This window comes from Staphylococcus edaphicus (assembly GCF_002614725.1).
Lineage (GTDB): Bacteria > Bacillota > Bacilli > Staphylococcales > Staphylococcaceae > Staphylococcus > Staphylococcus edaphicus.
In genome coordinates, this window is sequence record NZ_MRZN01000006.1 from 39241 (window position 1) to 64649 (window position 25409).

Sequence of the window (25409 nt, forward strand, 5' to 3'; positions counted from 1 at the left end):
TTCAATACGAAAAGTTGCACATCAAATAAAAAAGCATTATATTCTCAAATTATAGTGTTCGTTACGCATATTTCATATAGCTTTATAAAAAAACTTTTCATAAAAATAAGGATGGAATGGAAATCTTATTGATTTCATCTTCCCACCCTCAAGAAGTGATTCTAATAGTTCAACTGAGCTATAGTGCATGTATGAATCTCACTATCTTAAAATATTAAAATACTGTCATTATAAAGAACAGAGGCTGAGACACTTTATTTGTCTCAGCCTCTGTTACTCATATAGACAATAGCTCATACGCATAAAAACGCGTGGCTATTAAATGTTTAACGTACTATTTCTAATAAACTTACACATCATACTTCACGAATCATATTTAAAAATCTTTGTAATTCAGCTGTTTGTGGATGATTAAATATTTGTTCTGGAGGACCTGATTCACCCACAACACCATCATGAATAAAAAGAATTTTGTTAGACACTTCTTTTGCAAAACGCATTTCATGTGTCACAATAATCATTGTCATACCTTCATTTGCCAAATCTTTAATAACACGAAGGACATCGTTTACTAATTCTGGATCTAATGCAGAGGTTGGTTCATCAAACAACATGACTTTTGGATTCATTGCTAGCGCTCTCGCTATAGCAACACGTTGTTGTTGACCTCCCGATAAAGCATTAGGTCTTTGATCTTTTACAGCTGTCAAATCTACTTTTTCCAACAAAGCCAAAGCTTGTTGCTTAGCTTCATCTTTTTTGGCTTTTTTAACTGTGATTAAGCCTTCCATGACATTTTCAAGTGCTGTCTTATGCGGAAATAAATTGTAACTTTGAAATACCATGCCGGATTGTTTCCGTACTTTTATTTGTGATTTCTTATCTGTATTACTATACGTTTCTCCGTTAACGTATACAGCCCCCTCTGTAGGTAACTCTAAAGCATTAATCATACGTAATAAGGTCGTCTTCCCTGAGCCTGAACGTCCAATAAATGTAATAACTTCTCCTTGTCCTACTTTTAAATCAATACCTTTAATGACTGCTTTATCATCAAATGACTTTTTAATATTTTTGAGTTCAATCATGAGCGATACCCTCTTTCAAGATAAGATTCATAGAAGTTTTGAACAATTGAAATGATAAAGCAAACCACCCAGTACATAAGCGCTACGAGAAGATATATTGTTAAATACTCATAGGTCGTAGAAGCAACTTCTTGTGCCTTTCTAAACATTTCAGCCACTAAAATAAACCCTAAAAGTGATGTATCTTTAATTAAACTTAAGAATGTATTACCTAATGCTGGTACAGATACTCTAATAGCTTGAGGTAAAATAATACGTTGAATTGTTTGTCTGTAATTCATACCAATTGAATATGCTGCTTCCGTCTGACCTTTAGGTATAGACATAATACCACCACGAATAATTTCAGAAGCATAAGCCCCTACGTTTAACGATAAACCAATAATGGCTGCTATTACTGGCGCTAAGGTCCATTGATTTTCAGAGTTATTGGTCAATAATCTGCCGAGTTCAGGAATACCGTAAAAGATAATGAATAATTGAACAATCATCGGTGTACCTCTAATGATTGAAATATAAAAGCGCGCAATCCCTCTTAATACACGGCTTGTTGATATACGCATTAACGCGGTGAGTAGTGCAATAACCAAACCCAATACGAAAGTCACTAACGTAATTGGAATAGAAAATTTCACTAGTCCTTCAAGCATCGGTGCAAATGCCTGACCAGCTGCGTCTAATGCATGTTGCTGCTCTGAATTAAGATTTAGAAACATCGTCGCCGAACCATTTTTTACTTATTTTTGTTAATTCACCATTATCTTTTAATTTTTTCATTGCTTTATTTACTTTTTTAATTGTTTCATCGTCTTCTTTTTTATTAAATGCTAATGCAGATTGACTCTTTTCGGCATTACCTTCAATCACTTTGACATCTGCGTTAGGTTTCTGTTTTTTATAATCTAAGTATGAAATATTATCATTAAACGTACCTTCAACTCTATTAGATTGTAATAAATCCATAGCTTGATTGAAACCGTCTACTTTCGTTAATTCTGCGCCTTTAGATTTTGCTAATTTACCATAATTAGATGTAAATGTTTGTGCTAATTTCTTACCTTTAACGTCATCAAATGATTTAATATCTTTGTTATCTTTGTTAACGACTAATACCGCTTCTGAAAACGTATATGGTTCAGAGAATTTATATTTTTCTTTACGTTCATCATTAATACCTACTTGGTTAGCTACGACATTAAATCTACCAGAGTCTAATCCTGCAAACATAGAATCCCATTGTGTTTCCTTAAATTTAACTTTATAATCCATCTCTTTGGCTACTGCTTTCATTACATCGATATCGTAACCTGTTAGTTTGTCTTTTTTATCATGAAACGAGAATGGTGCATATGTTCCTTCAGTTCCTACAACAAATGTTTTACTCTCACTAGCTGTTTTATTTTTACTATCACTGTCTTTTTTGTCAGAGTTACCACATGCTGCAAGTCCTACAACTATGAGTAGTGTCAGTATACTTAATATTAATTTTTTCATTTTTCGCCCTCTATTCTTATTATTCTCATCGGATTAAAAACATTCTATGCCTATCCCTCCATTTAGTCAATAACTTTTTTATCCTAATATGAATTTATTTTTTAATTATAATGAATTAACATATCTTACAATTTAATTGAGTCCTTTATTTATCTCATGTTTTTCAGCTTATAAACTTAAAAGAGCACATCTTCAACTATTTTGAAAATGTGCTTAAACTACTAAATCACTCAATTTAATTATGAGATTGACTCAATTTTTCTATATAAATCAATCATTTCTTCAGCCATATCTTTGAAAGAAATTGCTGTCATTAAATGATCCTGACTATGAATGGTTAATAGGGACATTTTTATTTCATCACCTTGCGCTTCTTTTGTTAACATGTTCGTTTGAATATGATGCGCTTCTAACAAAGCATCTTCAGCATGCTTTAATTTCGTTTCAGCATCTTCAAATGCGTGTTTCTTTGCAGCATAAATTGCTTCCATTGCATGACTTTTAGCATCGCCACTATAAGCAATGAGTGACATAGCAAATTCTAAACTTTTATCTACTTCTGACATTGAACCACCTCTACTTTGTCATCAATTGTTCAGCTGTCTTTAATACACGTTCACCATTCATCGTTCCATAGTCTCTCATTTCAATCACTTCCACAGGAATTTGTTTTTCTAAACATTTTTTTGTATATTCATCTTTTTTAAATCTTACTTGAGGTCCTAGCAATAAAATATCAATATTATCATTTTCAATTTTTTGATCTGCTTCTGTAGTAGAAACAGCAAAAATTTCTCTATCGAGGTTTTGTTTTTCTGCTGCTTCTTGCATTTTCTGAACTAACATACTCGTACTCATCCCTGCTGCACACACCAACATAATTGTTTTTTCTGACATCAAAATCCCTCCCAGTAGTATTAAGGTTATCGTTGTATTGATCGCGCTATCATCGATAAGGTATGTCTTTCCCCTCTAATAGCTTTGCTTAATTCAAATATATTATTAACTGGCGCTAGCCCACAATGTCCAGCATCACCTATATGCTGCATATCAACGCCACATATTTTGTTTCGTATAGCAAAATCTCTTATAGTGCTTGGGTCGGAACTTTCTTGGCTTGTACCAATTGCAGACATGACTAAACCGTCACGACGGTGTACTGCTTTAACAATTCCTTTCAGTTGTTCCTCATCAAATCCTGGTACGGTTCCTATAGCTGGAACAAGAATAATATCTGCGCCTGCTTCTATAAATTTATCAACATAAGCTTTGGTTATGACCGGTTCATCTACGCCAGCACTATGCATTTTCCCTGCTATAATAAGACCTGTAAAATTCGCTCTTGTCTCAGAAATAGCACTGACAATTTTTTCATTCGTCACACCAGTTCCAGGGTTTCCTGTCATACATATAAAATTAACGCCCAATTTTTCTAATGCCATTACAGTTCTTGCGCTTGCTTGACGACCTTCCACAATGTTCAACTTTTCTTCTGCCATTGCCGCTGTTTCATCTACCGGTTCTAAATTTACTCCAATAGGTCGACCAACAAGACGTCTTAATTCTTTTATGACATGCTTATCTTCATCAACATTGACTACCTTTGGATCAAAGGCATCTAAACCATTTAATAAAATTAAATCGGCACCATATGCTCGGGCAAGTTCAGCATTGGTGATATCCGGTATCACCGGCGTACGTGTTACTACATTTTCAGATAGTACGATCCGACCATCACTTGCTTTAATACTTTGCTTTAATTCCGAAGCTGTCATTTTCACAATTTCAGATGCATTGGCACTTAATAATCTTTTTACCATGATTGATTCTCCTTTAACTATATTTATTTTGTGTCATTTGCTTCCTTTTGTTCTAGTTGTAAATTATATTTCTCCATCGTCCTATAAAATGGATAATATAATAGAATATCAACCACAATACACACCATTTGTACTAATGAACCACTGATATGACCCGTTGCTAAAAAGCCACTAATCACCGGTGGTATGGTCCAGGGCATCGCAGTTCCATTCGTTAAATGAACAAGACCACTTGCCATTGCAAAATAAGTAATCGTTGCATTTATCATCGGCGCCAATATAAATGGCACAATCAATTTCACATTTAAGACCACTGGCAAACCAAATAATGTTGGTTCATTAATGTTAAATATACCGGGCATTAGAGTCAGTGGTGCCATGGTTTTCGTAATTTTACTTGAACGTTTTTTAAAAGCTAAAATGGCAATAACAATAACTAGACCAATCGTGGAACCACCACCGCCCATAAATACAAAGTTATCGATAAAAGGTTGGGTGATAATATGTGGTAAATCACCATGAGGATTTGCTTGGTAGGCAATACGGTTTTCGTCGATATTTTTAAGCCAAATCGGTTGCATTACTGCATTCACAACATTTGCACCATGAATACCAACGAACCAAAAAGCACTATTTAGACCCACTAATATAATCGTACCTATTAAAGTGCCTCCCATGAGGCTTAAAGGAACGCCTAAAGTATTAACAATAAGCTCATGTATGTTACCAAATGGTAAATGATCTAGCGCAACATAAATCATAAGCCAAAGTAATATAATGGCCGCGCCAGGTATTAATGCACTGAAACTTTTCGCTACTGCAGGTGGTACTTGATCTGGCATTTTAATACGTATGTTTCTATTAATAAACCATTGGAATATCAAGCCAGAAAAAATTCCAATAATCAATGCCACGAAGAGCCCCTGACTCCCCATATACATCTGCGGTATGGCTTCTTCTGGTGTCTTTCCACCAGTCATAACATTAGGGGTTACAACTAAAAAGGCAGCCATTGAAATAATACCTGCCGAAACACCATCTGTATCATACTGTCGTGCAATGCTATGGGCTACTCCAAAACTAGCAACCAATCCCATTAAACCAAAAGTACCATTTACTGCTTTCATTAAATATGGTTGTATCCCCTGCGACTCCAACCATTCAATCCATCCAGGTATGGCAATTCCACTAATAACAAGAAACAGGGAACCAATAATAATCAATGGCATTGCAACAATAATCCCATCCCTCAATGAAATTAAAATTTTATTAGATCCCAATTTAGACGCTACTGGCAACAAATACTTTTCTAATGTGTCATTAAAATTACTCACATGAACACCCCATTGTATTTTAATTGTAAACGCTTACATTGTTTAATTCATTATATTTTACAATTAATTCAATGTCAATATAATTAGTAGTTTCAATTATTTATAGAAATATAAAAACATTTTTAAATATGGTGAATATCGTAGACAAATCAAAATGAATATGATGAAAGACTTGTTTTACCAGGTTTACTATCCCATATATACGATATTCATCTTTATACATTTAACTTATTCAAATTATGGTAAGACTTCAAATAGCACTAGTCACACTGCATTATAATTGTTGAATTTTGTTCAATAAGAATTTACAAATTTTAAAACTTTATTATGTAAGCGTATCCAAATGTAAAATTACATGCTAAGCTCTGATTGAAATCAAACAAAAGTTTGAAAATAAACAATTGTTTGAAGTTTATTTATAAAGGAGGGGTTTTATGAATAATAATGAAAGAGAGGTTTTGAAACGCATCCAAGATAATCCATTTATTTCACAACAAGAACTTGCACAATCCATCGGCTTATCTAGACCTACTGTTGCCAACATCATTTCTGGATTAATTCGTAAAGAGTATGTGCTGGGTAAAGCGTATGTGTTAAATGAAAATTATCCAATCGTTTGTATTGGGGCTGCAAATTTAGATAGAAAATTTTATGTCCATTCAACATTACAATCAGAGACTTCAAATCCCGTTACTTCTACTAGATCTATTGGCGGCGTTGCAAGAAACATAGCAGAAAATTTAGGACGTATGGGAGAAACAGTTGCCTTTCTATCTACGAGTGGTAACGATAGTGAGTGGGACATGATTCACAAACTATCTAGTCCATTTATGAATTTGGATCATGTTCAACAAATTGAAAATGCTAATACCGGTTCGTATACAGCACTAATTAATGAAAATGGTGATATGGCCTATGGATTAGCAGATATGGAAGTTTATGACTATATAACACCTGAATTTTTAATTAAACGTACGCATCTCTTAATCAAAGCGAAATGTATTATTGTAGATTTGAATTTGAGTAAAAATGCAATCGATTTTCTCTGTGCTTACTCAGAAAAACACAACATCAAACTTGTAGTCATACCAGTGTCATCACCAAAAATGAAACATATGCCTGATTCATTACATGCGATAGATTGGCTTATCATCAACCGAGATGAAACGGAAACTTATTTCAACATGAGCATAAATACGATTGATGATATGAAGCAAGCTGCTCAAAAATGGATAGCATTAGGTGTTTCCAATGTTGTTATTACAAATGGCGTTAAAGAACTTGTATTTAAAAATAATGAAACTGAAATAATACAACCCATCATACCATCAAATAATGTAATAGATGTAACTGGGGCTGGAGACTCATTTTCTAGTGCAGTGGTGTTCAGTTGGCTAAACAATTTGAATATTGACGACATACTTACTGCTGGAATGATTAATGCTCGCAAAACAATCGAAACCAATTACACAGTTAGACAAAACTTAGATAAACAACAATTATATCGAGACTTGGAGGAATATAGAAATGCAAAAATATATTGAATTTTCAAAAGAAGTCGCACAAGGTAAAGCTGAAGACAAACCTATCGTTGCTTTAGAATCTACAATTATTTCACATGGCATGCCATATCCCCAAAATGTTGAAATGGCTCAAAATGTTGAACAAATCATTAGAAATCATGGCGCTATTCCTGCAACGATTGCAATTATTGATGGAAAAATCAAAATTGGTTTAGAAGCAAATGAGTTAGACTTGCTTGCAACAAGCGATGATGTGGCTAAGGTATCACGCCGAGATTTAGCTGAAATCATTGCAACTAAACGTATTGGTGCAACAACAGTTGCCTCTACCATGATTTGTGCAGAATTAGCTGATATTAAATTCTTTGTTACTGGTGGTATTGGAGGCGTACATAGAGGTGTTGCGCAAACAATGGATATCTCTGCAGATTTAGAAGAATTAAGTCAAACCAATGTAACTGTCATTTGTGCAGGTGCAAAGTCAATATTAGACTTACCAAAAACATTGGAATACCTTGAAACAAATGGCGTTCCCGTCATCGGTTATCAAACTGATGAACTTCCTGCGTTTTTCACTCCAGAAAGTGGCATCAAATTAAACAGCTCAGCAGACACCCCCGAAGCAATTGCGCGTATCTGCAAGACTAAAAACGAATTAGCGCTCAATGGTGGTATCGTGGTGGCTAATCCTGTTCCACAAGCAGATGCACTATCTAAAGCCTACATTGACCAAATAATAGAAGATGCAGTCAAAGAAGCAGACGACAAAGGGATTAGTGGTAAAGATGCTACGCCATTCTTACTCGGTAAAATTGTAGATAAATCTGATGGAAAAAGTTTAAAAACAAATATAAAACTTGTTGAAAACAATGCAGTTTTAGGAGCTAAAATAGCTGTTGCTTTCACTCAATTGTAGGTGATCTTTATGTCCATTTTATTTGGCTTTACTGGTATTATTTTCGCATTGTTCATAGCGTTTCTCTTTAGCTTCAATCGCAAAGATATTAATATTAAAAAGCCACTCATCATGCTCATTATTCAAATAATTATTGTCCTCTTCATGATGAATACGACTATCGGCTTAACCATTTTAACTGGCCTAGGAGCATTTTTCGAGAAGCTAATTAACATTAGTCATGCAGGTATAGATTTTGTGTTTGGTGATATTGAAAATAAAGGCGGCTCTACGTTTTTCTTAAACGTATTACTTCCTTTAGTATTTATTTCTGTACTGATCGGCATACTAAACTACTTAAACATACTTCCCTTCATAATCAAATATGTTGGGCTTATTATTAATAAAGTTACACGTATGGGTAGATTAGAAAGTTATTTTGCAATTTCCACTTCAATGTTGGGGCAACCTGAAGTATTTCTTACAATAAAAAACATAATTCCAAAGTTATCACGTGCAAAACTTTATACTATTGCTACCTCTGCTATGAGTGCTGTAAGTATGGCAATGCTTGGTTCTTATATGCAAATGATTGAACCTAAATATGTTGTGACGGCAGTTATGCTTAATATCTTCAGCGCGCTTATAGTTGCAAGCATTATTAATCCTTATCAAGCCAATAAAAGTGATGTTGAAATATCTAATTTAATTGGCAACACAAACAATCTGCAATCTACAAATAAGAGAAAAGCGCAGTCTAAAAAGATTCCATTTTTCCAAATGATAGGTGATAGCGCCATAGACGGATTCAAAATAGCAATCACTGTAGGCGTAATGCTACTTGCTTTTATTTCTTTAATGGAAGCTATTACTATCCTATTTGATTTAGTGGGGCTTAACTTCAAACAGCTAATTGGCTATATTTTTGCACCTATCGCATTTATTATAGGTATTCCATGGAGTGAGACCGTCCACGCAGGGTCAATTATGGCAACAAAACTAATTACTAATGAATTTGTTGCTATGCTAGATTTTCAAAAATTAGCTGGAGATTTATCCTCACGCACACAAGGCATACTTTCCGTGTATCTTGTAAGCTTTGCTAATTTTGGTACAGTCGGCATTATTGTCGGAGCCATTAAAGGGATAAGTAGTGAGCAAGGTAATAACATTGCTTCATTTGCTCTACGTTTATTACTCGGTGCTACTTTAGCTTCAATCATCTCTGCTTCTATAATTGGATTAGTACTGTAAATCGACGATGCTATTACACACGCTGTCTAGCTAATATTAACTTAAAAAGCTATGCGTTCAAAAAATTGAGCGCATAGCTTATGTTTATTGTCATTTAATTCATTTTCACTACTAAACGTGCCGCTTCACCACGCGCTAAACGATCAAATCCTTCATTAATCTTTTCTAATGGTAACGTGTCAGTGAGCAGTTCATTTACCGGTAAACGTCCTTGATTATATAAATTTATAAAGCGTGGTATATCTCTGTCTGGTACACAACTTCCTACATATGAGCCTTTAACCGTTCTTTCTTCAGCAGCTAATGTTACTTGAGGAAAGGAAAATTTATGCTTTGGATCTGGCAATCCCGTGGTCGTGGTCATTCCACCCCGCCGCGTAATTTGATATGCTACATCCATTGCTGGCACAACACCTGCTGTCTCAAATGCATAATCCACACCACCATTTGTATGTTGTTTAACCGCCTCTACAACATGCTCGTCACCAGAATTAAATACTGCAGTTGCACCCAATGATTTAGCCAAGTCAAATTTTTCTTCCTTAATATCTAAAGCTATAATTTCACTAGCACCTGCAAGTCGCGCTCCAAGAATAGCATTAAGTCCAATACCTCCAAGTCCTACGACTGCTACAGTACTACCTGCATTGATACGTGCGGTGTTAATCACTGCACCTATTCCTGTAATAACAGCGCAACCAAAAATGGCTACTTTTTCAAAAGGTATATTTTTATCTACTTTGACAATAGAATTCGTAGAAACAACAGCATAATCTGCAAATCCTGATACACCTAAATGATGATGTATCGTTTTACCATTAACAGATTGATAACGAAATCCCCCTTCTAACATTTCTCCTTTTTCATTCGCAGCCGCTCCATTTTCACATAATGCAGGTCTGCCTTCACGACATGGAATACAATGACCACAACTTGGTATAAACGTACAAACAATATGATCACCTACTTCAAACCCCGAGACACCTTCGCCTAACTCAATAATTTCCCCCGCGGCTTCATGTCCCAAAACCATAGGCATTGGACGTGGACGGCTTCCATTAATCACAGATAAATCAGAGTGACATAAACCTACTGCCCCTATTTTTATAAGTACTTCATTGGCTTCAGGTTCATTCAGTTCTAAAGTTTCTATTGCTAAAGGTTTACTTTCCGCATATGGGGCATCTTTACCCATTTCACTTAATACTGCAGCTCTTGTCTTCATAACAAACGCTCCTCATTCATCAAAATTATTCACAGTTACTTTGATACAGTTGGCATTATTCATAATAGCCTTCCGTTGATTTTCTAAAACCTTCAAACTGTTCTCCATCATGACCAAACCAAATTTGAGCATTTCTTTCTTCTGCTAATCTTTTTATTTTTTCTACTGATTTTGTCCATCCAATTGAATCATATAAAATACCTGGTGGTTTTAAAGTATCTTCTATACTTTCTTTTGTGTATATTGCATCTGAAGCCAATATAATCGTACCTAATTCAGCACTTTCGATTTCTAAACCGATAATGCCCCATGCATGACCACTACCATAATTTAATATGCGTATACCATCTACCAGTTTCAAATTGTCTTCTTCTTTTTTAATTGTTCTCCATTTTAAATTATTTTTAATCCAAGCATCTATATCTGCCCAAATATACGCACCTTCTTGCTGGTTTCGTGCATAGGTTTTCATTGCGCCACTCAACTCATCATCATGTACGATAATTGTAGCATTAGTGAAATATTCTAAACATCCTGCATGATCTAAATGTAAGTGCGAAGCAATGACAAAATCAACTTCTTTAGGATCCACATTTATTTGTTCTAATCTATGGGGTAGATGACATGATTCATCTGCAAAGTAAGGAAATGCCTTTTGTGTTGCACTAATCCATCTACCATTATCTCCCATAGCATTTGGGTTACACGCTGTATCAAACAGTATTTTAGCATCAGGATGGTCTATAAACACAGTATATATTGGGAACTCATGCATTTCGTTATGCGCTTTTGGGTCATCTAGTGTCGCTTGATTTGAATTGGCAATCATTAAATTCTTATCCATTTTCATACGTCCGTTGTCTAAAACATATATTTTCATGCGCTCTTTTTTCACATTAACCATAAATACACACCCCTTTAAATTGTATAATTACATTATAATTGTAAACGATTACAAAAATCAATTTTTTATTATTTATAATTCATACGTTAGGCATTCAATTATGTGTGTGTATGATAGCAAAATCATGCAAGTCTTATCACATTAAAATTTTGATATAAAGTTCTTTTCGTAATATCCAAAACTATCCAAAATAATAGGAGTGGGATAGAAATCACATTTTATTAAACAGATTTCATCGTCCCACCCCAGCAAGATGACTTTATGAAAGTAAACTAGGCATAATCATTTATGTTTCAGAGTAGTTATAATTTCATAGGATTGATGTAAAGATGTCATCATCAATGATCACCTCTACATTTGGATGTTTGTGCAAAATTGAAGCCGGCAAAACTTCTGATATTTCACCTTTTAGCAATTGATTTATAGCTTGTTGTTTGTTCTTGCCGAACGCTATTAATATGATACGTTTTGCACGCATAATCGATGACAATCCCATTGAAATTGCCTGTTTTGGGACATCTTCAATCCTTTCAAAATGTTGACGATTCGCATGAATTGTTGAAGGTGTCAAATCAACAACTCTTGTTACACTGGCAAATGATGAGTGAGGCTCATTAAAACCAATGTGCCCATTTTCACCTATTCCTAATATTTGGATATCTGCCGGACCTATCTCACTTAAACATTTTTCATAATTTTCACTTTCATATTCGACGTTTATAGCATCACCTACAGGTAAATGAAGATGCGCTTTGTTCCACGTGTCATTATTGTTAAATAAGTGCTCATGCATATATACATGATAGCTTTGCTTATGCTCTGCTGATAAACCTACGTATTCATCTAAATTAAAAGTTACAACATTTGATAAGTCTATTTTATTAATATTTAATAGTTCTGATAAGTGTTTATACACGTCCACCATTGTATTGCCAGTGGCCAATCCAAGCACGGCATCAGGTTTGATGATAAGTTGTTTAAGTATTTCTGTCGCGACATACTGACTCCCAATAGTACGATTTTTTAAATTTATTACATTCATCTTTTCACCATTTCTTTCTCTTTCCTATTAATAATTCGTTAATTTAAAAAGTTAATCTTTATATGCGTTACTGTTGGATTTAGTTTGTTTCATTTTCTAAAAGTTCTTCTACTTCATTCTTAATAGTAGTGACATGTGGTCCATAAATGACTTGTACGCCGTTCCCTTTTTGAATCACACCACGTGCTTCTGTGGATGCTAGCATGGTTTTATCAACTTCTTTATCTGTATTTAACGTTACCCTTAATCTAGTAGCACAACAATCAACGACATCGATATTTCCTTTACCCCCAAGTGCTTCAATGATTGTCTTAGCACGATCTGTTACTGCTACAGTGTCTGTTGCTGCTTCATCTTCACGTCCAGGTGTTTTAAAATTAAATTTCATAATTAAACATCTAAATATGCCATAATATAAAATAAACCAAACAATACCTATGGGGATAACCCATAAAAAATTCGTCTTATCATTACCTTGTAAGACACCAAATAATAAATAATCTATAAAACCACCACTAAATGTTTGACCCACTGTTATATTGAAGATATCAGCCATCATAAATGCGAAACCATCTAAAATTGCATGAATAACATATAGTACGGGAGCAACAAATAGGAAACTAAATTCTAAAGGTTCAGTAATTCCTGTTAAGAAGGACGTTAATGCTGCAGATAACATTAATCCGCCAACTACTTTTTTTCGTTCAGGTTTCGCAGTATGATAAATCGCCAACGCTGCCCCGCAAAGACCGAACATCATTGTTATAAATCTTCCAGACATATATCGTGAAACACCTGTATAGTATTTCGTCACATCAGGGTCGCCTAATTGTGCAAAGAATATATTCTGTGTACCTTGAACCATGTGCCCTTTAACTTCTAGTGAACCTCCCAATGCCGTTTGCCAAAAAGGTAAATAAAAAATATGGTGTAAACCAAATGGTCCTAATAATCGCAATATGAATCCAAAGAAAAATGTACCAATTACACCTGTTTTATCAACAATACTGCCAACACCAAATATCCATCCTTGAACGGTTGGCCAAACAAAGAACATCACAACACCTAATACAATTGAAGACACTGCTGTAATGATTGGTACAAAGCGCGATCCACCGAAGAATCCTAGATATGCCGGAAGTGATATCTTATGGAACTTATTATGTAAAAGCGCTGTCATTATACCAGTGATAATTCCCCCAAACACACCTGTTTCTACAGTTTGTATGCCGAGGACCATACTTTGACCCTCTTCTGCCAAGTTCACCTTTGCTAATGTACCCGTAATCGTTAATAATCCATTCATTGATGCATTCATAATTAAAAATCCAAGCATAGCTGCTAGGCCAGCAGTTCCTTTATCGCTTTTGGCTAAACCTAATGCCACACCCACCGCAAAAATAACCGGTAAATTTTGAAAAACGATATTTCCTGCTGCAGACATTAGAATAAATATATTTTGTAAAAAAGTAATATCTAGTACTGGATATGCTTTGATTGTGTTCGGATTACTTAATGCACCACCGATACCGAGTAATAATCCTGCCGCAGGTAAAATTGCAATTGGCAACATAAATGACTTTCCAAATTGTTGTGCTTTTTCAAACAATTTACTCATATTTTATTACCTCCTAATTAACATAAATATACAGTTAAAGAAAATATTAATCAATATAATTCATTATATTGAAAATTATTTTCATAATTAGGTAATATCTTGCCCGTTATAGGTTTGCAAGTATAGTTTTACAATCAATTGTTACCATATCTATTTTCATTTTATTTCTCTACTTTATTACTGAAACTATTTTACAAACGCCATCCAAAGTATTAATCATTAAGATCTTAGTAGTCGCTTATTTTGAGCAATTAAACTACATAAATTACTAACATAATAAATTTCATCTGCTTATATAGCTAATGATAAAAAATATGTGCAAAAAGATAATCACAGGCACTTCGATGAAATTGTTCAACCTATATTAGGTCTAAAAAATATATTGATTTTACTTTACTGGCTAATTTATGTAAATATATAAGAAGGATTTTATACGAGGAGCGATGTTAAATGAGCGCATGGAACAACTATCAAAAAGTTCTATTTGGACTAAGTGCCGTTTTTTTCTTCGGATATCTATTAGATTTAATTAATGTTTTTACATTTGGTGAAACTTTTAGATTGCTAATGCTTTTAGGCTTTACGCTTTTGACATCAATTTATCTTTTTGAGCGAGAAAAAGTCGCTTCGCTTTTATTTATGCTTACCTCCCTTTTAATATTAATTTCATTAATTTTTTAAATAAAAATAGAGGGGGATATCCCCCCTCTATTAGATGAGAGCGGAACAGAAATCTAATTTTCTTAAATAGATTTCGTCGCCCCGCCCCGATAAGTATGGCTAGAACTGATAATATAAACTGAGACTGGAACGAACCTAATTTGTCCCAGTCTCAGTTTATAAATAAAAATATCTTTTTTATTTAAAATAGGTCACCTAACGTGACTGCCATAATTGCTTTAATTGAGTGTAATCTGTTCTCTGCTTGGTTAAAAATAACAGCATGCTTACCTTTAAATACATCATCCGTGATTTCCATTTCAGTTAAACCATATGTTTCATATATTTGCTGCCCTACTTGGGTATTTACATCATGAAATGCTGGTAAACAATGTAATACAATCACTTCTGGATTCATCGTATTTATCAACATCTGCTCATTCACTTGATAGGGTAATAACTGATTAATACGTGATTCAAGTACTGAGTGATCTTCACCCATAGAGAACCAAACATCTGTATAAATCGCATCGGTATGATATATGGCTTGAGCTACATCATCAGTAATCAATAAATCACTTTGATGCTGAGCTGCATATTGTTTAGCTAATGCTTGTATTTCCTCGTTAGGTTGTAATGATTTAGGTGCACAAATATGCACGTTAACACCTAAAATTGCACCTGTGACTAGCAAATCATGGGCGACATTATTTCTCGCATCACCAATATACGTTAATGTTTTACCTTCTAATATCCCCCAGTTTTCTTTTAATGTATAAAAATCTGCAATCATTTGTGTGGGATGCCACTCATTAGTTAAGCCATTCCATATTGGTACATTGGCATTTTCAGCTAATGTCTCTACATCTTTTTGATGGTATCCTCTAAACTCTATGCCGTCATACATACTTCCTAACACTTTTGCAGTATCTTCAGTGGATTCTTTAACACCTAAATGTATATCGCCTTGTCCAAAATATTCCGGATATGCGCCTAGATCATAGGCTGCCACGCTAAATGCCGAACGTGTTCTTGTTGAAGGTTTTTCAAATAAAAATGCTAAATTTTTCCCTTTTAAATAGGGATGCGGAATGCCACGCTTTTTCTTCTCCTTTAATTCACCTGTAAAATCAATTAAAGTATGTAACTCTTCTGCTGAAAAATCACATGTCTTCAAAAAATGTCTACCTTTGAACAAAGCTAAATTATTTAATGCTGTTGTGTACGCCCCATTTTCATCACTCCAATATTTTTATAAGATTTATATACATAATAAAGGTATTCCTACTATAAATCAAGTATATTTATACTAAATAATGCATATTTTTAAAATAAAAATTATTTTGCGTCAATTTCTATGTGCAATCCTTATAACTTGTTGTAAACAACAATGATGAAATCTTCATCGTTTAAGCAATAAAAATTTCTGACAACAAACAGTTTTGAAGTCTAAAGCACGAGTTATGCGTTACGCCACTTTTAATGGTTATATTATTGTACATTGATACTGTAATCATCAATTTCTTGGAGGTGAATTGTTATGTTTAAAGATATTATTGCTGTAATCAAACAAATCGTTGCTCAATTTGTTTCAGGCGGTTTTCAAGAAAAATAATTCAACCATTTCCACTCCACCTCAAAAATAATTCCATAATAACCCTTTTAATTAAAAAATGAATTTTAGTATCCATTGTCGATCATTAATTCATTCAAAAGCCTATTAGCCCCCCTGATATCTAATAGGCTTTTGATTTGGTTTATACATTCAATTATTTAGAGGTGTTTTAATATTGTTTCGATGCTTGTTGTCCTTATGTTTTTAATGTATATCACCCGCATCTAATAATAAAATATTAAATATGTCACTTCTATATTAGAAATAAAACCATTACTAATGCTGTAAAACTACTTATTTTCAAGCTAATCATCTTCTGTTTATTCAAAAAAAGCCTAAGACTTTCTATTGAAATCTTAGACTTTTAAAACGTAGTTATTAACTTGTGTTGTACATGTAGCCTGATTACGTTACTTCTTTATGACTCAATATGCCACGTTCCTCTGGTGTTTTTAAGAAACGTGTCATAATAGCGCTAGCTACATAGAGCCCGAAGATGAGATACATCATACCTTTTACACCAATGCTATCATAAAATAATGCAACTAAACCTGGTCCAGCAAATACACATAAACCCGCACCTAAGTTTAAAATTGCCATTGCAGGTCCTTTGTCGCCATCATGTACAAGTGAAGGTACAAGTGCTGATATTGGTACGAAACCAGCCAAACACATCCCCCATAAAAACCCTACTGTTCCAACAACAAATACATTCCCTGTAAATAGTTCTGGAATAAAGTACAGACCTAACGTAAATAGGGCACAGCCAATACCACCAATATATGAAATCGTATTTTTCCAACCAATTTTATCACTTAATGCACCGAAAATAAGATTAAAAATAATATTGGCTATAAAAATAGTACCCCAAATATTCAACCATGTTGTTGTAGCTATCCCTTTAGTAGATAAATATATAGGAAGGAATAATGGAAATGCATATTGTGCAGCTTGGTTAATAATCCTTACAATACAAGCTACTGCTACTCGAGGTTCTCTTTTTAATATTGTTATACCAGCACCTAAGTCTTTCAGATGTGCTTTAAAGCCATTCCCCTTGTTCTCAATTTCAAATTTATCACGATTTACAACAACAGCTAAAAATGTTCCAATAAGCACCCATATAATAGCTGTCCACAACGTAAATAGATGACCAAATAATTGAATTGTCATTGAAGAATAAAATGAACCTAATACACTCAGACCGCCTGTAAATACAAACCAAAACCATCCTACTGCAGCACCTAAGCGTTTTTGGGGAGAACGATATGCTACCCAAACCAAGAATGAGTATGCAAATAATGGATAACCAAACCCTCTAATAGCATAAGACGGTATCATTAATGCGTAATTCATAGAAGGAACAGCAAAGCCCACAAATATCATGTGACCAATAATATATAATATGGTTCCTAACAACATCACTTTTCGTGGACCAATAATTTCTACTAATACACCTGAAAGCCATGATCCAATAGCAATCGTCACACCATAAAAAGTGGTTAATATCGCCGTTTGATGTATGGAAAGCCCATGATCATTTAAATATGGGCTGATCCACGCTAACTCTAATCCATCCCCCATCATAAAGATAAGCACCCCAATATATCCCCACAACAACGATGGTGGCATTCCCATTTTAGCTAATTTTTTATTCATGTATAACACCCCTATATCAATAAATTTCATTCCTAACACGAGCTACTTTTACAAAGTTGCCTTAACACAATGTGACTTTCTTTTATCTAAATTTAAGAAAACGCTTTCATAAATTTCTATTATCTTATTTGATTTTTTTAATTATAGCAAATTTATTTTCGTTTCTTTTTATTTATTTTCATTTATTGCTTTGCTTTTTAAATTTGTTTTACTCTCAAATCACTTTAAGTATGGCTTTTTACAAGTGTATTTTTAAAAATAAATAATCTTTTTCTGAATGTAATATTTTATTTATTGAAGTTTGAATTTTTATACGAATGCGTTTACAATTAATGATATTTAATCATCATATGACTAGATGATTGTTATTTTGCTTAAGGGGGCGTTTTTATTATGATGTTATTAGTTGCTTTTAGTGCTGTAATCGTGCCTTTTATATTTTTAGTATTACTACGTATGTCTGCACTAAAGGGAATGATTATCAGTGCGTTAGTCGTAACATTGTTAGGGATTGTTATTTGGGGGATGCGAGGCAATGTAATTTTTGCTTCTCTACTTCAAGGTACGCATAAAACACTTACCATTCTCTATATTTTGTTCGGCGCACTCGTATTATTAAATACATTAAGGGAAACTGGTGCGGTAACACGTATCAACGAAGGTTTCAAAAAAATATCAGGAGATATGCGGGTACAAGTTATTATAGTCGCTTTTTTATTTGGTTCGCTTATTGAAGGTGCATCTGGGTTTGGTACACCTGCCATGGTTACTGCACCACTCTTGGTTGCACTTGGTTTCAGACCGATGATTGCTATTGTTACTGCTTTGATAGCTGATAGTGTTGCAGTTTCATTCGGGGCAGTGGGAACGCCCGTATTAGTCGGTTTAAGTACATTAAAAGAAGCCGACAGTGCATTTTTCCAAACAACGGCTGAGCGTATCACTACATTAGATATGCTGAGTGGCATTTTTATACCTATTATATTAATTGCTACTTTAATTATCTTCTTTGGTAAGAACAATAAATTCAAATCCATTCTCGAAATGATTCCATGGCTAGCATTAATTGGATTTATCTATGTCGCTTCTTCATTTGCTTATGCATTTCTATTCGGCCCAGAATTTGTTGCAATTCTTGGTTCATTAACGGGACTTATTGTTGCAGTATTGACAGCAAGTAAAGGATGGCTGTTGCCTAAAACGGAATGGACGGAAGGATTATATGAATCCTATACAGCTTCAACACCTGAACATTCTATGCCATTATTAACGGCTTGGGCGCCTTATTTAATGGTTGTTGTCTTATTATTACTTACGAGAACTGTACCTCTAATTAAAGGTTTCACAACACAAGTACTAGATTTTTCTTGGAATCATATATTAGGATTTGAGACCATTTCATCCGACTGGCAATTTCTTTATTCACCAGGAACTATCTTAATTCTTTCTGCCTTATTTGCCATTCTGGTCCAGAGAAAATCAGTCAAAGATTTATCAAATGCTAGTATAGCGTCACTAAATACAATTAAAACTACTGGTATTACACTAGTCGCAACACTGGCTATGGTACATGTATTTATCAATTCAGGTATTAACGCCAATGACTTAATCAGTATGCCAGAGTATATCGCCGAAAATATGGCTAAATACTTAGGACCTATATGGTTGTTCATGGCGCCTTTCCTAGGTGCATTAGGCTCCTTTATCACTGGTAGTGCTACGGTTTCAACATTGACATTTTCACCTATCCAGCTAAATATTGCGAATTCAATTGGCGCAGAACCTTATACTGTACTTGCGGCACAAATTATTGGTGCCGCAGCTGGTAACATGATTTGTGTACACAATGTCGTTGCCGTTTGTGCGGTTGTAAATATGCCAGGTAAAGAAGGCAGCGTCATTAGAAAAACGCTAGGACCTGCACTACTTTATTGTATACTGGTTGGTTTGAGCGCTTATATTATTACATCTCTATTCTTTTAATTTATGAGCAGTTATTAAAGGGAAAGTTAGACAGAAATCTGATTTTATTAAAATGATTTCGTCGTACCATACCCTCAAAAATGACTAGAATTGATAAAGTCCCATTAACTCAATAAATTGAACAGTGGATTTAAAGGTTTACCTGAGTTTTGCTTATGTATAACTCATTCATAACTCATGTGGTTGTTTTCTAAAAAGTTACATAATAGTGCAATTTATATCTCGTAATTACAGAAATTGCAAATAATATTTCAAAATATTTAGGTTATATAAATTCTTAATATTATCATCTTTATTACTATTTTGATAAAGTACTATTAAAATACTTTTTAAAATATACATACTATGTGGGGATGGGGTGTACATATGAAATTTGAAAGTATAACGTTATTCACTTCTGAATTAGATGAAACATTACAATTTTACGAAGAGATTTTGGAATGTCCTGTAACAGTCATTAATCAAGATGCTTTCATAGTTAAAATAGGAGAAACACAGTTGCAATTCCGTAAGTCTGATGAAGTCGCTCAACCTTATTATCATTTCGCAATTGATATTCCATATAATCACTTTTATAAAATGAAAGAGCATTATCAGAATATCTTATTTTTATTAATGGAAGATGGGCAGCATACAGCTTATTTTGAATCTTTTGTAGCACACGCTTTATATTTTAATGATCCTTCTGGAAACATCGTTGAATTGATTGCTAGGGTTTCAAATATAACCGATGAACCCGAATTCACAAGAATAAGTGAAATCGGCTTTGTTTGTAACGAAACAAATGCAATCTACCAAGCCTTGTCAGATTATAAAATTGCTACATTTGAGCATGCTCATTTTGAACCGTGTGCGTTGAATTTTCTAGGAGATGCAAATGATGAAAGTTATATTCTGCTCATACCTGAAGACAGACGTTGGTTATTTTCTGATAAACATTCTATAGCTTATCCAATTGAAATTAAAACACAAAAGTTTCATTTATCATATGACGTACAGCATCGCTGGCATGTATCACCTGCATAAATAATAACTGAAAAATAAAGTGTCAGTACTTATCAATAAAAAGAAGGCAAGCGTTAAAAAGCTTGCCTTCTTTTTATATTGTCAACCTTACTAAACATAGATTATCCTTTTTGAGGTTTCTGCCAGATAAAATAACTTAGTGATATAAGCAAGTCAATCCCCAAAATAATGGTCCACAATTTGATAACATGATATAGTGCTAGCACATGCTCACTATGACCTACAATATTTATAATGAGCCACAACAAGCCAGTTCCGATTAAGTACGCCAATACGTGTCTTAGCCAACTTACAAAATATGCTTTTGCATACGCGATGCCAGTCTTCTTTACAGGTAAGTGACCTACTTTCAAAACATAATATTTAAAGCGTTCATCTGCCCATCGAATCATTTGCTTACCAAAAGCCAATGACACACCAATATACACAGCTGCTATTCCATGTGGAACAGTTGCTTTAGCACCATTTAATAGATCCAATGTCATCGTCATAATTAAAATCAAATCAATGACAGGCGTCATTGATAGAAAAATCAAACCCACTTTATTCAAACGTAATACATATCGCAAAACTAATCCCAGAACGATGACAACCCAAAATAATATCTCAGCTGCAATCAGTGTCATAACTACCCAATTCATGATATTACCTCCTTATCCAAGAATCAACTTCATGCTCAATTAAATATTCAATATCTTGATTAATCATCTTCTCAGGGTTTAACCATTTATGTAACGCTAATCCATCTATCAATGCATGCATTTTTACAATTGCCATATATTGATCCAGTGAGTCATCTAATAAATGATGCTGCTCTAAGAATGACATCGACGATTTCACTAACATAAATATTTCATTTCCCATGGAGTCTTTGCCCACTTCATGCAACTCATATTGAAATGCCATCCAAACTTCCATATCTGCATAACGTTCGTCATCAAGTGGCATGGCTTTTAGCAAAGCTTGTATCACTTTATCTCGTGGATTTAAACTTTCGTCGGTAAAAACCGCTTTAATCCTCCCTCTAACTTTACAATCTACTTCAAGTGCTACCGCTTTTAGCAAATCATGGTGACTCGGATAATAATAACGTATTTGCCCTGGTGTCATACGCGCTAATTTAGCAATATTTCTAACCGTAGCCCCTTTTGCACCATCTTCTACTATAGATTGCCATGCATAGTGAATAATTTGTTGCTTCTTTTGCTCATGATTGACTATTTTTGGCATATATCGTTCCACCTTTTTAATACAGTTGTATGAATTAAATACAAAAAAATAAAACAATCTTTAAATGCATTTTCTCAACTTTAACATATTTTAATACGTTCGTGTTAAAAAAATCATTTTTAAGGCGTGTCCAAATGAAACAGACACGCCTTAAAGTGAATAACTTGTTATTCTTTTACTTGAGCTTTATCACTGACAAACTTTTTTAAAGTTTTATTTAGGCCTTCTTCCGCTTCTTGATCGTAGCCGTAAGTACCGTCTTCATTTGCAGTAATATGCTTATCTAAAATAAATCTACCTTTATGAATCGTATCTGCGCCCAACTCTTTAATCACTGGATCTAAACTATATTGAATGGCTAACACATGTGCAAATGTACCACCCAATGCCAAAGGGAGTACTGTTTTACCAGTAAATGCACCACGTGGAAGTAAATCTAAATACGTCTTCACAATCCCTGAATAAGCTGCTTTAAATACAGGGGACACAATCACAATCCCGTCCGCTTTATCTATGATTTGATGTGTTTCATTAATTGTTTTATTAGTAAAATCTGCGGTAATCAATGCTTCAGCGTCAAGTTGATGTACATGTATAACATCTGTATCGATACCCTTATTATTTAAATAGGTCTCGGCATATGCTACCACACCCGTCAATCTAGACTGAATTTTATTACCACCTGCAATGATTGCTACACTTGCCATACATCTTGTCCCCTTTCATTATTTAAATACGTTATATCTTACATAAATGACTATTATAGATAAGTTTACAGTTCAACTATCAAATCCCTAGTCATTCACGTTTTGTTAATATACTGTTTTCAGCTAACTACATTATAAACTTTCTATAACATCTACCGTATCATCAATTATAAGTGCTGTCATAGTATACGCCTTAAATAACTTATCTTTTCACTCGTATTTATTCATTACTGAGGGATATTTTCTGCTATTACGACTTGATTGTTCATATCCATGTAAGTACAAGTACCTGCATGTATATCGATATCCCATTTATAAACACCCGCTTGTGCTATTTCATTACAAAATATTGGAAAACTCGTTTCACCAGCTTGATGACGTTGTAATATATCTTTTACTAATGATAAATTAGCTGTTTGAGCTATAGGTGTAGTTACTTTAATACCTTTATCCGAAATTTCTGAACCATCTTCATGAATATACACTGTAATGCCTTGTTGTATGTTCACTGTATTCATAATGATCCCCATATCCTTGAATGCTTTAAATAGTTTTGGAAAATCTGCTCCTGTATATCGCTGATGTGCTTGTTGAATTTTTGTTAATGATAACATTAAAATAGTCCCCCCTTTTCTCTTTTATTCAATATTTCTAAATCATAGCTTTAAAACTTGTAAACGACAAGTTTTATGAACAATTTAAGCGTATCATTACAGTTACATATAATATATATTAAATTTATATACTTTTATTAAAAGTCTTTTCGCTTATCAAAATAATTTGCCAGATGTATACTTATTATAGTTTTTCTAAAGGAGTGGTATGTTATGAGTACATTTTCTGCCGAAGAAAAAGTACAAATATTATCAGATATTGTAGCAATCAAAACAGTAAATGATAATGAAATTGAAGTATGCAAATACTTACAAAATTTATTTGAGCAACACGGAATTAAATCAACTATCGATAAAATTGATGAACGTCGTGCTAACTTAATCGCTGAAATTGGTGAAGGTAATCCTGTCATAGGTATATCTGGACATATGGATGTTGTTTCGGAAGGTAACCGCGAACAATGGACATATGATCCTTTTAAACTTACTGAAGACGATGGCTATTTATATGGTCGTGGCGCTGCTGATATGAAATCCGGACTCGCAGCACTTGCAATTGCGCTTATTGAAATACATGATGCACAATTATTAACAAACGGTCGCATTAAATTCTTAGCCACAACAGGTGAGGAAATGGAACAATTAGGTTCTCAAAGACTATACGAAAATGGTTACATGGATGACGTAGAAGCGCTCATTATAGCTGAACCATGTCAAGATATGATGGTTTATGCACACAAAGGCTCCATGGACTATCGCATTAAATCACAAGGTACTTCCGCACATAGTTCAATGCCTATTCTCGGTGTAAATGCCATTACGCCTTTAATAGAATTTATCCAAGATATTGATAAGTCGTATAAAAAAATCTCTGAAGATATTAAAGGAGAAGCTTTAGACTTCACTCAACTCATCGAACGAATGAAACCTTCTTTACCAGCTACATTTGCTGTCGAAGAAATTGAATCCGCATTACAGGGTCTTGTCATTACGAACACATTAATCAAAGGCGGCGTTCAAGTTAACTCTGTACCTGAAGAGGCCGATGCTGATTTCAACATTCGTACAATTCCAGAATATAACAATGACCAAGTTAAAAATTTATTTAATAACACAATTGAACAACATAATACTAAAGGAGCAAATTTAGAAAGTGATTTGTATCTAGATTTAGATCCTGTACTTACTACTGGGCAAAATAGCTTAATTGATACTGCTAGATCGCTTGGTAAATCAGCATTTAATAAAGACTTTGTCGCTGCACCTATTGGTGGTGTAACTGATGCTTCTAATTTACTTCGCGGTAAAGATGAATCATTCCCCTTCCTAGTATTTGGACCAGGCGAAAAACCACACCAAGTAGATGAGCGCGTAGAAAAAGAGATGTACCTAAAATTCATTGATTTCTACAAAGAACTATTCATCACTTATTCAAATAATCATGAACGTACTATTGGGAATGAATAAAAGTGTTTAGCCTACTTATCTAAAATAAGCAAACATCGTCTAATCGATTCTCAAAAAATGTACGACTAAAATAAAAACACTTCCATTAAATTCAGACTAAAATGAATTTAATGGAAGTGTTTTTTAATGAAATATGAGTACTCCCAGAAGATGTATTTAACTATAATCACAGTCTACTTCGTTTTACAAACCCGTTCTTGCCACACCTTAATATTATGAGAAATAACTTACTTTATTTTCACCGATACTTC

The 25409-nt window shown here is 34.0% G+C and carries 23 protein-coding genes; 6 read left to right on the plus strand and 17 right to left on the minus strand.

The window, feature by feature from the left end:
* Nucleotides 1–356: 356 nt before the first annotated feature.
* The 7 genes from BTJ66_RS05405 to BTJ66_RS05435 form a co-directional block, all read right to left on the minus strand.
* Nucleotides 357–1088 (minus strand): amino acid ABC transporter ATP-binding protein, encoded by a 732-nt coding sequence (locus tag BTJ66_RS05405; protein ID WP_099089951.1) that lies wholly within the window; start codon nucleotides 1086–1088, stop codon nucleotides 357–359.
* The gene (locus tag BTJ66_RS05410; protein WP_099089952.1) at nucleotides 1085–1804 is read right to left on the minus strand and encodes an amino acid ABC transporter permease; all 720 of its coding nucleotides are present in this window, start codon (nucleotides 1802–1804) and stop codon (nucleotides 1085–1087) included. The genes BTJ66_RS05405 and BTJ66_RS05410 overlap by 4 nt, the downstream gene beginning before the upstream one ends.
* Complete coding sequence (locus BTJ66_RS05415) at nucleotides 1788–2582, minus strand: amino acid ABC transporter substrate-binding protein (protein ID WP_099089953.1); 795 nt, start codon at nucleotides 2580–2582, stop codon at nucleotides 1788–1790. Before BTJ66_RS05415 ends, BTJ66_RS05410 begins: the two co-directional genes overlap by 17 nt.
* A gap of 239 nt (nucleotides 2583–2821) precedes the next feature.
* A complete protein-coding gene (locus BTJ66_RS05420) occupies nucleotides 2822–3148 on the minus strand; it encodes a PTS lactose/cellobiose transporter subunit IIA (protein WP_099089954.1) in 327 nt (108 codons plus the stop codon).
* A gap of 10 nt (nucleotides 3149–3158) precedes the next feature.
* The gene (locus tag BTJ66_RS05425; protein WP_099089955.1) at nucleotides 3159–3479 is read right to left on the minus strand and encodes a PTS sugar transporter subunit IIB; all 321 of its coding nucleotides are present in this window, start codon (nucleotides 3477–3479) and stop codon (nucleotides 3159–3161) included.
* Between the two features lie 26 nt (nucleotides 3480–3505).
* Nucleotides 3506–4402, minus strand: coding sequence for a DUF7916 family protein (locus tag BTJ66_RS05430; protein ID WP_099089956.1), 897 nt, complete (start codon nucleotides 4400–4402; stop codon nucleotides 3506–3508).
* A gap of 23 nt (nucleotides 4403–4425) precedes the next feature.
* Complete coding sequence (locus BTJ66_RS05435; RefSeq protein ID WP_099089957.1) at nucleotides 4426–5736, minus strand: PTS sugar transporter subunit IIC; 1311 nt, start codon at nucleotides 5734–5736, stop codon at nucleotides 4426–4428.
* Between the two features lie 434 nt (nucleotides 5737–6170).
* Here BTJ66_RS05435 and BTJ66_RS05440 point away from each other — a divergent pair, with 434 nt between their 5' ends.
* The 3 genes from BTJ66_RS05440 to BTJ66_RS05450 are packed head-to-tail and all read left to right on the plus strand — an operon-like array spanning nucleotide 6171 to nucleotide 9408.
* Nucleotides 6171–7280 (plus strand): carbohydrate kinase, encoded by a 1110-nt coding sequence (locus BTJ66_RS05440; protein ID WP_099089958.1) that lies wholly within the window; start codon nucleotides 6171–6173, stop codon nucleotides 7278–7280.
* On the plus strand, nucleotides 7264–8175 hold the full coding sequence (locus BTJ66_RS05445; protein WP_099089959.1) for a pseudouridine-5'-phosphate glycosidase: 912 nt from the start codon (nucleotides 7264–7266) through the stop codon (nucleotides 8173–8175). The genes BTJ66_RS05440 and BTJ66_RS05445 overlap by 17 nt, the downstream gene beginning before the upstream one ends.
* 9 nt (nucleotides 8176–8184) lie before the next feature.
* Nucleotides 8185–9408, plus strand: a complete 1224-nt coding sequence (locus tag BTJ66_RS05450; RefSeq protein WP_099089960.1) for a NupC/NupG family nucleoside CNT transporter — start codon at nucleotides 8185–8187, stop codon at nucleotides 9406–9408.
* 94 nt (nucleotides 9409–9502) lie between these two features.
* Here the strand turns inward: BTJ66_RS05450 and BTJ66_RS05455 are convergent, their stop codons facing one another.
* The 6 genes from BTJ66_RS05455 to BTJ66_RS05485 form a co-directional block, all read right to left on the minus strand.
* On the minus strand, nucleotides 9503–10633 hold the full coding sequence (locus BTJ66_RS05455) for a zinc-dependent alcohol dehydrogenase family protein (protein ID WP_099089961.1): 1131 nt from the start codon (nucleotides 10631–10633) through the stop codon (nucleotides 9503–9505).
* Nucleotides 10634–10688: 55 nt separating this feature from the next.
* Nucleotides 10689–11537, minus strand: a complete 849-nt coding sequence (gene ahlS, locus BTJ66_RS05460; protein WP_099089962.1) for an AhlS family quorum-quenching N-acyl homoserine lactonase — start codon at nucleotides 11535–11537, stop codon at nucleotides 10689–10691.
* 310 nt (nucleotides 11538–11847) lie between these two features.
* The gene (nagB, locus tag BTJ66_RS05465) at nucleotides 11848–12579 is read right to left on the minus strand and encodes a glucosamine-6-phosphate deaminase (protein WP_099089963.1); all 732 of its coding nucleotides are present in this window, start codon (nucleotides 12577–12579) and stop codon (nucleotides 11848–11850) included.
* 79 nt (nucleotides 12580–12658) lie between these two features.
* Entirely contained in the window at nucleotides 12659–14197 is a 1539-nt protein-coding gene (gene ptsG, locus BTJ66_RS05470) for a glucose-specific PTS transporter subunit IIBC (RefSeq protein ID WP_099089964.1), read from the minus strand.
* A gap of 862 nt (nucleotides 14198–15059) precedes the next feature.
* Entirely contained in the window at nucleotides 15060–16055 is a 996-nt protein-coding gene (argF, locus tag BTJ66_RS05480) for an ornithine carbamoyltransferase (RefSeq protein ID WP_193433014.1), read from the minus strand.
* An 822-nt stretch (nucleotides 16056–16877) separates the two neighbouring features.
* Nucleotides 16878–18131 carry an MFS transporter gene (locus tag BTJ66_RS05485; protein ID WP_099089967.1) on the minus strand — a complete coding sequence of 418 codons (1254 nt, stop codon included), beginning with the start codon at nucleotides 18129–18131 and terminating at the stop codon, nucleotides 16878–16880.
* A 393-nt stretch (nucleotides 18132–18524) separates the two neighbouring features.
* Here BTJ66_RS05485 and BTJ66_RS05490 point away from each other — a divergent pair, with 393 nt between their 5' ends.
* Both BTJ66_RS05490 and BTJ66_RS05495 read left to right on the plus strand, forming a co-directional pair.
* Entirely contained in the window at nucleotides 18525–20114 is a 1590-nt protein-coding gene (locus BTJ66_RS05490) for an L-lactate permease (RefSeq protein ID WP_099089968.1), read from the plus strand.
* A 366-nt stretch (nucleotides 20115–20480) separates the two neighbouring features.
* The gene (locus BTJ66_RS05495; protein WP_099089969.1) at nucleotides 20481–21140 is read left to right on the plus strand and encodes a hypothetical protein; all 660 of its coding nucleotides are present in this window, start codon (nucleotides 20481–20483) and stop codon (nucleotides 21138–21140) included.
* Nucleotides 21141–21241: 101 nt separating this feature from the next.
* On the opposite strand, the gene BTJ66_RS05500 is transcribed toward BTJ66_RS05495, so the two are convergent.
* From BTJ66_RS05500 to BTJ66_RS05515, 4 genes are all read right to left on the minus strand, one after another.
* A complete protein-coding gene (locus BTJ66_RS05500) occupies nucleotides 21242–21781 on the minus strand; it encodes a hypothetical protein (RefSeq protein WP_099089970.1) in 540 nt (179 codons plus the stop codon).
* A gap of 4 nt (nucleotides 21782–21785) precedes the next feature.
* Nucleotides 21786–22370 carry a TetR/AcrR family transcriptional regulator gene (locus tag BTJ66_RS05505; RefSeq protein ID WP_099089971.1) on the minus strand — a complete coding sequence of 195 codons (585 nt, stop codon included), beginning with the start codon at nucleotides 22368–22370 and terminating at the stop codon, nucleotides 21786–21788.
* 167 nt (nucleotides 22371–22537) lie between these two features.
* Nucleotides 22538–23077: an NADPH-dependent FMN reductase gene (gene ssuE / locus BTJ66_RS05510; RefSeq protein ID WP_099089972.1), complete on the minus strand. Its 540-nt coding sequence runs from the start codon at nucleotides 23075–23077 to the stop codon at nucleotides 22538–22540.
* Between the two features lie 227 nt (nucleotides 23078–23304).
* Complete coding sequence (locus BTJ66_RS05515; protein ID WP_099089973.1) at nucleotides 23305–23691, minus strand: DUF1398 domain-containing protein; 387 nt, start codon at nucleotides 23689–23691, stop codon at nucleotides 23305–23307.
* 213 nt (nucleotides 23692–23904) lie between these two features.
* Between BTJ66_RS05515 and BTJ66_RS05520 the strand changes: the two genes are divergently transcribed.
* A complete protein-coding gene (locus tag BTJ66_RS05520) occupies nucleotides 23905–25158 on the plus strand; it encodes an ArgE/DapE family deacylase (RefSeq protein WP_099089974.1) in 1254 nt (417 codons plus the stop codon).
* The last annotated feature ends 251 nt before the right edge of the window (nucleotides 25159–25409 follow it).